This is a genomic window from Glaciimonas sp. Gout2 (assembly GCF_035018905.1).
In the GTDB taxonomy this organism is placed as follows: domain Bacteria; phylum Pseudomonadota; class Gammaproteobacteria; order Burkholderiales; family Burkholderiaceae_D; genus Glaciimonas.
This window is the reverse complement of the sequence record NZ_JASJXA010000016.1, coordinates 85114-95922: the sequence shown is the minus strand read 5'-3', so window position 1 is coordinate 95922 and position 10809 is coordinate 85114. Positions and strand designations below refer to the sequence as shown.

10 protein-coding genes and 1 tRNA gene are annotated in these 10809 nt (G+C 47.7%); 7 read left to right on the top strand and 4 right to left on the bottom strand.

Features of this window, described 5'->3' with window-relative positions:
• Positions 1–294 precede the first annotated feature (294 nt).
• Together QN379_RS13130 and QN379_RS13125 are read left to right on the top strand one after the other, a co-directional pair.
• Positions 295–747 carry a hypothetical protein gene (locus QN379_RS13130; RefSeq protein WP_323506824.1) on the top strand — a complete coding sequence of 151 codons (453 nt, stop codon included), beginning with the start codon at positions 295–297 and terminating at the stop codon, positions 745–747.
• A 38-nt stretch (positions 748–785) separates the two neighbouring features.
• Entirely contained in the window at positions 786–1742 is a 957-nt protein-coding gene (locus QN379_RS13125) for a CapA family protein (protein WP_416348547.1), read from the top strand.
• A gap of 172 nt (positions 1743–1914) precedes the next feature.
• On the opposite strand, the gene QN379_RS13120 is transcribed toward QN379_RS13125, so the two are convergent.
• Positions 1915–1999 (bottom strand) — tRNA-Leu (locus tag QN379_RS13120).
• A 251-nt stretch (positions 2000–2250) separates the two neighbouring features.
• On the opposite strand from QN379_RS13120, the gene rnr reads away from it, so the two are divergent.
• The 5 genes from rnr to QN379_RS13095 all read left to right on the top strand — a co-directional run bounded on the left by rnr (position 2251) and on the right by QN379_RS13095 (position 8206).
• Positions 2251–4737 carry a ribonuclease R gene (gene rnr, locus QN379_RS13115; RefSeq protein WP_322237514.1) on the top strand — a complete coding sequence of 829 codons (2487 nt, stop codon included), beginning with the start codon at positions 2251–2253 and terminating at the stop codon, positions 4735–4737.
• 3 nt (positions 4738–4740) lie between these two features.
• Positions 4741–5484, top strand: a complete 744-nt coding sequence (gene rlmB / locus QN379_RS13110) for a 23S rRNA (guanosine(2251)-2'-O)-methyltransferase RlmB (protein WP_205321308.1) — start codon at positions 4741–4743, stop codon at positions 5482–5484.
• A gap of 459 nt (positions 5485–5943) precedes the next feature.
• A complete protein-coding gene (gene cysE, locus QN379_RS13105) occupies positions 5944–6693 on the top strand; it encodes a serine O-acetyltransferase (protein WP_322237517.1) in 750 nt (249 codons plus the stop codon).
• Positions 6694–6793: 100 nt separating this feature from the next.
• A complete protein-coding gene (locus QN379_RS13100; RefSeq protein ID WP_323506822.1) occupies positions 6794–7492 on the top strand; it encodes a YceH family protein in 699 nt (232 codons plus the stop codon).
• Between the two features lie 510 nt (positions 7493–8002).
• A complete protein-coding gene (locus QN379_RS13095) occupies positions 8003–8206 on the top strand; it encodes a cold-shock protein (RefSeq protein WP_168052175.1) in 204 nt (67 codons plus the stop codon).
• Positions 8207–8400: 194 nt separating this feature from the next.
• Here QN379_RS13095 and QN379_RS13090 read toward each other — a convergent pair whose 3' ends face one another.
• The 3 genes from QN379_RS13090 to QN379_RS13080 all read right to left on the bottom strand — a co-directional run bounded on the left by QN379_RS13090 (position 8401) and on the right by QN379_RS13080 (position 10750).
• The gene (locus tag QN379_RS13090; protein ID WP_323506821.1) at positions 8401–8985 is read right to left on the bottom strand and encodes a YSC84-related protein; all 585 of its coding nucleotides are present in this window, start codon (positions 8983–8985) and stop codon (positions 8401–8403) included.
• A 265-nt stretch (positions 8986–9250) separates the two neighbouring features.
• The gene (locus tag QN379_RS13085) at positions 9251–10051 is read right to left on the bottom strand and encodes a UDP-2,3-diacylglucosamine diphosphatase (protein ID WP_323506820.1); all 801 of its coding nucleotides are present in this window, start codon (positions 10049–10051) and stop codon (positions 9251–9253) included.
• Between the two features lie 207 nt (positions 10052–10258).
• Entirely contained in the window at positions 10259–10750 is a 492-nt protein-coding gene (locus QN379_RS13080) for a peptidylprolyl isomerase (protein ID WP_322237527.1), read from the bottom strand.
• Between the last annotated feature and the right edge of the window lie 59 nt (positions 10751–10809).

The following is a 10809-nucleotide window of genomic DNA, read 5'->3' as shown; positions in this document are numbered from 1 at the left end:
ACGGAGGGACTCGAACCCCCACACCCGAAGGCACATGGACCTGAACCATGCGCGTCTACCAATTCCGCCACGTGGGCATTTGTACTCACCACTTAAGGTGCGTAGCAATTGCGAAGCACGAATAATACGTGTATTTATATGGTTTGGTCAACGAAAGAGTGAGGGCGTGATTGTCTTTGAATGTAATCGTTATTCTGATGAAATGACGTGGATAAAAAATTCATTTTTGACAAAGATTAAGGACTTGCTTTAATCTCACTACTTTCTTGTTATTTAGACATACAAATGACATATATGCGGCCTAGGCTTTTGCGTCATCTCGCTAATCAGCTTTCCATAAGGCTTCAGTTTGTTTTTTACGTCGGTCTGCTGATTACTGGTTTTGTCCCTCGCACGGTAATCGCTGCGCCGCTCTTGCGTTGTCAGATAACACAAAGTGGGGAGTCGCAAATAGTGGATTTTCTGCCGGGAAGTGATCCGTATAGCGTGAAGGCAATTGATATTAATGGCCGGTTCCATTTTAAGGCCGTTGTCATTGGCGACGCGCGTAAGATTACCTATATCAAACTGTACATTTATGATCACGCTTTGCCGCAACCGATGCTGCTGCATGAAGCAAAATATCTGGCGCCAGTGCCATCATCGGACGACTCACCTGCCGCGCTTACCGGCGTAATTGACGTTTATTCACTGCCAATGCAGCGAAATTTGCAATACGGATGCGCTTTACTGGAAATTGCACCATGAAGCGTATTGATTGGTTGGGAGCGATAGTGTGGCTAATCATGGTGAGCGGGGTGACGTTGGCCTCGGCACAAATTCCCGAGCCGTCGGTATCCATTGCTTTCGTTGGCGACATCATGCTCGCTGAGACACCTGGGAAGGTTGTAAGGAGCGGACGAGACCCTTTTGCACCATTTGCAGCGACCTTGAATGCGGCGGATATTCGAGTAGGGAACCTCGAGTGCGTGGTGGCTACTAAGGGTACACCTCAACCCGACAAGCCATTCACCTTTCGAGCTAACCCGCGTACTTTACGCGTTCTCAAGCGTCATTTTGACGCCGTGGGTTTGGCAAATAATCATTCTGGCGACTACGGTCCCATTGCCTTTGCTGAAATGCTTGATCTGTTGGATGGTAATGGCATCGGTTACTTTGGTGGTGGTCGTAATCTTCACCAGGCTCACCAACCCTTGATTATCGAGCGTAATGGTTTGCGGGTTGCATTGTTAGGTTATGACGAATTTATGCCCAGAAGTTTTGAAGCAGATGTCGATAAGCCTGGAATTGCATGGAGTGAGGACGAGCAGGTCCGGTTGGATATTGGTCGAGCGCGAACAGTTTTTCACGCTGATCTGGTTATTCCAGTTATGCATTGGGGCTGGGAAGACGAGCCTAACGCTAGCGATCGTCAGCGGCAGCTAGCCCGGACGATGATTGATGCCGGTGCGGATGCCGTAGTTGGTGGTCACCCACACGTCACTCAGAACGTTGAGCAGTATCGTGGGAAGCCGATTATTTACAGCTTGGGTAACTTTTTGTTCAATGGATTTACGGAGCAGGCCAATATTACGGGCTGGCTTTTACGTCTCGAACTGGATCGCGAGGGCGCACGTTCCTGGCGGACAGTGACCGCCCATATCGATCACGAGGGTATTCCCCATCCTGCAATGATCGGAAACGAATTGTGCTGGAATAGGGGGGAAGAAAAAGCCAGGGACTGCGCTGCTGCGCCCAACTGATGCTCATCATTGTTGCGGTGGCTTGGTATGATGGCGTAGCGGGTCATGATTGTTTGCATAATAAAAAAGAAAAAACCGCATAAACATCGATGTGTAGGCGGTTTCTCTTCTTATTCTTACTTTATCTTGTAACTTTATTTTTGTACTTGTCATGTTTATTGCACCAATTACTTGGTGCCCACGGAGGGACTCGAACCCCCACACCCGAAGGCACATGGACCTGAACCATGCGCGTCTACCAATTCCGCCACGTGGGCTTGAAAATTGAAACTATTCAAGCTATCTTCGAAGAATTAAGTCTTGACTAAATCCTGCGAAGACGAAGATTATAGATGAAAGTGAAAATAAGTCAACTTGCGGTGCTGTGTGGCATGATTTGGTGTGATAAAAAGTTGCTAACTAGGAGAATGACCCTTTCCTCCGTTACACTAGGCACTGATTGCAAGTCTTTTATGCTCCGCTTTAACCAATTTCCCGATTTTATCTATAACAACTATTCCCACGCCTCTTGAGCCAATACTCCTACACCATCCCTAGCCGAGAGGAAATTCTCGGCCTTCTGCGGACTTCTTCCGAACCGCAAAATATCGACGCGCTTGCCGCGGCACTCGGCGTTAAACCCGACGAAATGGAAGGTTTGACGCGACGGCTCAATGCGATGGACCGAGACGGTCAAATTAAGCCAGATCGCGCGGGCATTTATAAGCTCACTAATTCACCGGATTTTATCGTCGGTCGGGTCAGTAGTCATCGCGACGGTTTTGGTTTCCTGATTCCCGATGACGGCGGCGGTGATGTTTTTCTGCCCGAAAAAGAGATGCAGAAAGTGCTTAATGGTGATCGCGTTCAGGCGCGCATCATTGGCACCGACCGCCGCGGTCGCCCTGAAGGAACGATTGTCGAAGTCATCAGTCGGGCTAACACACATGTAATCGGGCGTCTGCTTAACGAAAACGGTGCGTGGGTGATTGCGCCCGAAGACAAGCGCATCAGTCAGGATATTATTTTGACCGGTTCGCCGGGCAAAGCCAAAGCCGGGCAGGTCGTCAGCGTTGAACTGACGGTACAACCGTCTCGCTTTACACAGCCCGTCGGTAAAATTTCGGAAATTTTGGGCGATATTGATGATCCTGGAATGGAAATCGAAATTGCCGTGCGCAAATTTGGCGTTCCACATGAATTTTCTGCTGCAGCACAAAAAGCGGCATCAAAGTTGCCAAGCGTGGTTGTGGATGGCGATTTGGCTGAACGCGTCGATTTGCGTGATGTTCCTTTGGTCACGATCGATGGCGAAGATGCACGCGATTTTGATGACGCGGTGTATTGCGAGCCGGTCAAGATCGGTCGCACCACCGGCTATCGCCTGATTGTTGCTATCGCCGATGTGAGTCATTACGTCAAACCGAATGACGCGTTGGATGTCGATGCTTTAGAGCGTAGTACGTCGGTGTATTTTCCGCGCCGGGTCATTCCGATGCTGCCGGAGAAACTGTCAAACGGTTTGTGCTCGCTCAATCCGGATGTTGATCGTCTGACGTTAGTGTGCGATGCCGTGATTACTGCCAAAGGCGAAATTAAGGCTTATCAGTTTTATCCTGCGGTAATTCATTCTGCGGCACGTCTAACTTACACAGAGGTTGCTGCAGTCCTTGGCAACACCAAAGGCCCTGAAGCTGCCAAGCGTCCTGAGCTGGTCCCGCATCTGTTGCATTTGTACGAAGTGTTTCATGCTTTATTACAAGCGCGTCAGGCCCGTGGTGCCATTGACTTCGAAACGACTGAAACTTATATCGTTTGCAATGCAGCTGGCAAGATTGAGAAAATTCTGCCGCGCACACGCAACGACGCACACAGACTGATCGAAGAATGCATGTTGGCAGCCAATGTCTGCGCAGCTGATTTGCTCGAGCGACATAAACATCCTGGTCTTTACCGTATTCATGCCAGCCCGACTAAAGAAAAACTGGCGGTTTTACGGACGTTTCTAAAGCAAGTTGGCCTGACATTAGCCGGTGGCGATACGCCATCTGCTTCTGACTACGCTGCCCTAATGCCGGCGATCAAGGCGCGTCCTGATGCGTTATTGCTGCAAACGATGCTGCTGCGCTCAATGCAACAAGCCGTGTATAACCCAGAAAATATCGGCCATTTTGGGTTGTCGTACGATCATTACGCGCATTTCACCAGCCCGATTCGTCGCTATCCTGATTTGCTGACACATCGCGCCATTAAGGCGATTTTGCTTGGTAAACGTTATGAGCCTAAAGGGCTTGATACCAGCGGATTGAACACGATGTTGTCGCCAGCGGGACGACGTAAGCAGGCGGAAGACAAAGCCGCTGGCAAAAAGAAAAACGAAGGCAGTCTGGCAATCTGGGAAGCACTAGGTGTGCATTGCTCGGCGAATGAAAGACGTGCGGACGAGGCTTCACGCGATGTCGAGGCGTGGCTGAAATGTTATTTCATCCGGGATAAACTGGGTGAAGAGTTCACAGGAACCATTTCTGGTGTTGCTACGTTTGGCATTTTTGTTCAGCTTGATGCCTTGTATATCGAAGGCTTGGTCCATGTCACCGAATTGGGTGCGGATTATTTCCAATACGACGAAGCGCGTCATGAATTACGTGGTGAGCGTACAGGGATGCGTTATCAGTTGACTGATCGTGTAACGGTCCAGGTTAGTCGTGTTGATCTAGATGCGCGTAAGATTGATTTGCGTCTGGTTACGGAACCCGGTATTAAAACTGTGTTGAAAAATGAAGCGCGACGTGCTGATAATGAGCACGACAAATCGCGTAGCAGAAAGGCTAAGACGAAAGTCGATACCACTCCTGCAAATCGAATACCCGCTACTAAAGCAAACAAAACCGGCAAGGCTAATGTAAGCGCTGCCAAAACCAAGGTCACTAAAGGCAAAAATGCTAAAGTCACCATGGGTGTGGAGAAAACGCGCGAACCAAAAACTTTCGCCAAATCAAGCAAGAAAAAAAGATAGAACATGAAAAGTAAAATGATTTTTGGCTTTCACGCCGTCACCTCCCGTCTACGTCACGAGGCTTCTTCAGTGGAAGAAATTTATGTCGACGCCAGTCGTGTAGATGGTCGTATGAAAGATTTGATCGGCACTGCTAAAGCCGCCAACGTGCGCGTGCTTCCGGTTGATGATCAGCGTTTGTCCAATATGGTCGGTACACGCCGCCATCAGGGTGTGGTTGCTAAAGCGGGTGAACTTTCGTTAGCCCGCAATCTGGACGAATTGCTAGATGCAATCGACGGACCGCCGTTGCTACTGATTTTGGATGGCATCACTGACCCCCATAATCTCGGTGCTTGTTTACGAGTCGCTGATGGCGTTGGTGCACACGCTGTCATTGCACCTAAAGACCGTGCCGTGGGCCTCAACGCCACCGCTGCAAAGGTTGCCAGCGGCGCTGCCGAAACGATCCCATACATCACGGTCACCAATCTTGCGCGCACATTACGTGAGCTAAAAGAACGCAACATTTTGTTAATCGGCACAACGGAAGATGGCGAAAAAAGTTTATACGAGGCTGATTTCTCAGGCCCCGCCGCATTAATCATGGGTTCTGAGGGCGAAGGCATGCGTCGCTTGACACGCGAAACCTGTGATGTTCTGGTCCATGTGCCGATGTTCGGTTCAGTAGAAAGTTTGAACGTATCGGTTGCGTCCGGGGTATGTTTATATGAGGCGCGTCGTCAGCGCCTTGCGAAAGGCGTGTAATTGACTAATTATCGGATAAAGTAATCCGATAGTTAGCAATGAGGTAGTGCAATAAGATAGCGCAATCAACATGCAAATAAGCAGCAAAATCAACTGGCTAATAAGGTCGCCGATAAGCGCGAGATAGGGGTTGCGAGGCTAGACGTTTCTTCTGAGGCGTTGACCGAGCAACCTTTACCATTCGGATTATTCTTGGGCTTCTTTGGCAATGGCAATGGGAATGGCAATGGCGAGGGCGTTTTTTATTGCGCTTTTTACTTTAACATTTCGCGCACATTATCCAACCATAATCGATAGCTTGTGAAATTTAGGCAAAATAATGTGCGAGATAATGGTTTGGCCCTGCAATTGGACCCGATTCTGACACTTCCAAAGACGGCTGCACAGTTTTAGCATAAGATTACGCCTCGTCATTGCTCCGCAATATTCCCCTCACGTAGCTCAATCAATTTAGTTTCTATGTTTAGTCGCCTTCGTGAAGACATCGCCAATATCATGGCTCGAGATCCCGCCGCACGCACTGCATTGGAGGTGGCATGCTGTTATCCAGGATTTCATGCGATTGTTATGCATCGCTGGGCAGCATTTTGCTGGGCGCATGAATTTAAATTGATTGGGCGTTTTATCGCCCATATTGCCAGGATACTTACCGGTATCGAAATTCATCCGGCAGCAACGATCGGCCGCCGCGTTTTTATTGATCACGGATTTGGCGTGGTTATTGGTGAGACCGCTGACGTTGGCGATGACTGCACTATTTATCAGGGTGTCACGTTAGGTGGCACGTCGCTTGGTAAAGGCATCAAGCGACATCCGACCCTGGCGCGTGGTGTGATCATCGGTGCTGGTGCAAAGATACTGGGTAGCTTTACTGTGGGTGAGGGCGCAAAGGTCGGCTCTAATGCGGTAGTGGTGAAAGCGGTACCCGCCGGAGCAACCGCAGTCGGTAATCCTGCGCGCATTATTCAGACGGAAGTCCATAACGCTCAGGAAGACGCCGCTGCGCGTATGTTTGCAGCATATGGCGTGACACCTAACGGTGACGATCCACTATCAAAGGCGTTGCACGGTTTGATCGATAATGCGGCTGCTCAAGAGCATCAGATCGCCCGCATCGTCGCTTTGTTAAAGTCTGCCGGGATCGCTTGCGATAGCTTGCCACCTTTGGACAAGTTTGATCCTGATCAGCTTAACAAGTTAGTCGAGTAACGATGAGCTGAGTTCGATTTCAAAAAAATGTCGGTATGGCGTTGCATTTACGTTGATCCTGCGCGGATCCAGACCAAGGTAACATACAAAAGGTTAGATAATGACACTGGAAGCAATCTCCCCATCCAATGGCGATGACGCCATCCTTGATTCATTTGAAATTCGTGTACTTGCCGTATTGGCAGAAAAAGAAGCACTAACGCCCGATAACTATCCTCTCTCACTCAATACGCTGGTGAATGGCTGTAACCAGTTATCGAGTCGTGATCCTGTAATGTCAATTTCAGAGTCAACCGTGCTGGATGTGTTGCAACGACTTATGCAGCGCAAGTTGGTCGTGGAGGTCAATCAGGCGGGCGCGCGTGTTGCCAAATACGAGCATCGTATGCGTCTTAAATGGACGCTTGAGCCGGATAAGTTGGCTGTATTGGCGACCTTGATGTTGCGAGGTATTCAGACCGCCGGTGAGGTCCGTATGCGTTGCAGTCGTCAATATGAGTTTGCCTCCGTCAACGATGTCGAGATTGCGCTGCAATTTCTTATCGATAAATATCCGCCACTGGTAGCGCGTCTGGTAAAAGGGCCGGGCACAAAAGAATCGCGCTACGCGCAACTGTTAACTGGTGAGGAAATTTTGGCGCAACAAGTGGTTGCTGAAACGTTTTCTAATAGTGCCGCGATTCATAGATCAGATCGTCAGGACCGTATTGCTGGGCTTGAGGAAGAAGTCGTTATGCTGCGTCAACAGGTGGATGCGTTGAGTAACCAGTTTGCGGAATTCAAACGACAGTTTGAATAAAAAGTGTTAACGTAAAGGCGTTGTGAGATCAAGGATGGTTTACCTTCGTTGTATTATATGCTCGCACAAGCGTAGTAATAATTTAGCATAATCCCTGGTGTTTGTTAGATTTGTCTTCCGCCGATCACTCAATATCTGACATCCCCAATCAGGTATTCCCCTACTAAAAAATCGCCAAAACCCGATAGTATTGTTTTCCCATTCTGTGGATGATGTTGCATGGGTTTCGCTTTCATAGCGCAACACATTATCAGCATCAAACTATGAAATGGTTACGCCTGGATTTAATCATCTAAGCGTTATGGTTAGAATGACTGAGTATTTCTAGCCACATTATTTCTGATAATAAACGTGTTAAATCACTTTTTAAAAATATTGAAAATAATGCGTTTTACGGTTGATATTTTTTAATACAAAGTGGGTAATGCAGGTAGGAACAAAGTGATGTATTCGGTCGACCGAGGTCCTGCCTTCCAGCCCGTGTGGTGTGACATTTTTGAAAGAAGTATTATGACAACAGGTATCGTCAAGTGGTTTAACGACTCTAAGGGCTTCGGCTTCATTACTCCCGATGACGGCAGTGAAGACTTGTTCGCGCATTTTTCCGCGATTCAGATGGGCGGTTTCAAGACATTAAAAGAAGGTCAAAAAGTCCAGTTCGATATCATGCAAGGCCCAAAAGGCAAGCAAGCGGCGAACATTCAAAACCCGTAATTTCGATGGAATCATCGTCTGTAGCGCTTACAAAAGCGTAAATACGGCCAAATTATATAAGCTCACAATCCATAAAGGATTGTGAGCTTTTTTAATGACACGTTACGTTAATACTCCCTCAGCGATTGAATGATTGCATTAACGCGCATTATTTATGGCGTTATTAGGTGCAATCAGGGCGCGTGACACATCACTTACATGTTGAGTCGCGATACCTTAGTACCTTCGAGCGTTAGATTTGCCATAAGACCACTGTTGGTTAATACAAATGCCAGAACTGAGGATGTCATGGACGTTGTATCTATTTCGCCGTTCGCGCCGATCTTAAGGACAGCGACCGATGCATCGGCACCCACTGCCCAACCGTTGCTACTACGAAATTTGTTTAGCGAGTCCTGAGTCATGAACAGAAAAATCAGCGCTTTAGACTGGGCGCCGATTTGTAACCCAATTGAAGCGGAAGCGGTACTGTAGTAACCGTCGGTTTTATTTCCGACACGTAGCGCTCCTTCCCCATATTGACCGCCGATGCCAAATCCTGCTGCAATAACAGATGGAAATACCAACACGCCATTTGCCTTGGATACCAGTTCACGCGCATGTGGAGCAGCCGTATATAAGCGTGCCATTGTTGTATCGATGCTTGTATCAATTTGCCGACGACGTTTGCCCGGATCGGCATTAGCGTCTGATGGCGAGGTAGTCGTGCAGCCAGCAAGGACCAGACTGGTCATTCCCAGCGCTCCAGCGGTTTTTAGTATGAAGTCTCGCCTATACATGATGCCTCCATCGAGTTGATCAAAAAAACAGGTTTCAAACGTGCCCCACACTTTTTGTGTGTCTGCGCTTAATACGATTTTTTCAGATGCATTTGGTGGATCAATGGAATGACTGCCAGGTTACTTCTCTGAATAGAGCTATAAATGGTATTGATTAGATCAAATCATCATTTTTATTATTAAAATTACATCTATTTGTTAATTTTAGTTGAAATAAATTGATTTGCAAGATGTTGAGAAAAAAGTAAGTTATATCAATTACTATTTATACACTCTGAAGCGCGCTACCGGAATGGTCGAAACGCCGAATTGCACCGTCTGAATCAATGGATATCCAGCCGCCGCGTGGTTTTTTGAGGTCATAATCCCAATCCGATAACACATAGCGATTCAGTGTTACGCCAGCGGCCTTATTGGTATGTACGGCCGGACGATGTGTGTGTCCATGAATTAGCGTATCAGTACCGGTTTCAGCAAACAGCGCGGCAATCGCCTGTTGATTGACATCCATGATGTCCATCGATTTGTTTTGTTGTTCTTTACGACTCTCATCACGTGCACCCGCGATGATCGTTTTGCGTTGCGTCAATGGTAATGCGAGAAATTGTTGTTGCCATTGCGGATTGCGAACTTGTGCGCGAAATGCCATGTAACCAAGATCATCGGTGCATTGCGCATCGCCATGTGCCAGTGTTACGCGCCGACCTGCAATTGTGGCGACAAATGGGTCGGACAATAATGTAAGTCCTGCCGCTTCAGCAAAGGCTTGGCCTACCAAAAAGTCTCGATTTCCTGCGATCCAGAATACCTCAACATTAGCGTCGCTAACCTGACGGAGCGCATTGGCGATTTGTTGGTTATAAGGTGTTTCCAGATCGTCGTCACCAGCCCAATATTCAAATAAATCACCCAACAGATACAGTTGCTTTGCCTGGCGTGCATGCGTATCCAAAAAATCGTAGAACGCTTGCGTAGTACGAGGATGCGCTTCCTGTAAGTGCAGATCAGAAATGAATAATGCAACCGCAGATGTTTGTACCGGCGTGTATGAAGTGGCTTCGGTCATAGAGGGCAGCTGTGTGTGTGACGATTGCTGTTGGCCTTTTACGATCTGGCTGACTTGAGGTATCTGGCACTAAATTAGGCTCAAAACCTTCGTAGTCTAAAGACCTTTCAGGTTTCTTCGCGCTATTTATCCTAATCGCTCCTAAGCCAGCTTAGCCATTTAGTTAGGCTACAGATCGTAAGCAGGTTTTTAGATTATTGCCTTAGATTATTGAACGACTTCTGCTTTTTCGATGATGACATCTTCTACAGGTACGTCTGCGAACATACCGGTACGGCTAGTTTTAACGGCCTTGATTTTATCGACGACATCCATGCCTTCAGTGACTGTTCCAAAAACGCAATAACCCCAACCATCTTGTCCCGGATAATCAAGGAAGCTATTGTTCTTAATATTGATGAAGAACTGGGCTGAAGCCGAATGTGGGTCCGAAGTACGCGCCATTGCTAAGGTGTACGGCAGATTTTTCAGGCCATTCTTGGCTTCATTTTCGACTGTAGCATTAGTCGGTTTTTGTTTCATTCCCGGCTCGAAGCCGCCGCCTTGCACCATAAAACCATCAATGACGCGATGGAAAATGGTGCCGTTGTAATGACCTGAATTGACATAGGCTAAAAAGTTTTCAACTGACTTTGGTGCTTTTTCTGCATCTAGTTCGATGGTGATGTTGCCGTGGTTCGTGGTCAGGATGACTGTCATGATTTTTTGCCTTGAGGGTTATAGATTGAAAATGGGTATTCTTATAGCGGATAACTGGT

What these genes read in the sequence shown, in the direction of transcription:
- QN379_RS13085 (WP_323506820.1), bottom strand. Translation starts at nt 10,051, where the DNA reads ATGACCGAAGCCACTTCATACACGCCGGTACAAACATCTGCGGTTGCA.
- QN379_RS13090 (WP_323506821.1), bottom strand. Translation starts at nt 8,985, where the DNA reads ATGTATAGGCGAGACTTCATACTAAAAACCGCTGGAGCGCTGGGAATG.
- QN379_RS13130 (WP_323506824.1), top strand. Translation starts at nt 295, where the DNA reads ATGCGGCCTAGGCTTTTGCGTCATCTCGCTAATCAGCTTTCCATAAGG.
- QN379_RS13095 (WP_168052175.1), top strand. Translation starts at nt 8,003, where the DNA reads ATGACAACAGGTATCGTCAAGTGGTTTAACGACTCTAAGGGCTTCGGC.
- QN379_RS13080 (WP_322237527.1), bottom strand. Translation starts at nt 10,750, where the DNA reads ATGACAGTCATCCTGACCACGAACCACGGCAACATCACCATCGAACTA.
- cysE (WP_322237517.1), top strand. Translation starts at nt 5,944, where the DNA reads ATGTTTAGTCGCCTTCGTGAAGACATCGCCAATATCATGGCTCGAGAT.
- rlmB (WP_205321308.1), top strand. Translation starts at nt 4,741, where the DNA reads ATGAAAAGTAAAATGATTTTTGGCTTTCACGCCGTCACCTCCCGTCTA.
- QN379_RS13100 (WP_323506822.1), top strand. Translation starts at nt 6,794, where the DNA reads ATGACACTGGAAGCAATCTCCCCATCCAATGGCGATGACGCCATCCTT.
- QN379_RS13125 (WP_416348547.1), top strand. Translation starts at nt 786, where the DNA reads ATGGTGAGCGGGGTGACGTTGGCCTCGGCACAAATTCCCGAGCCGTCG.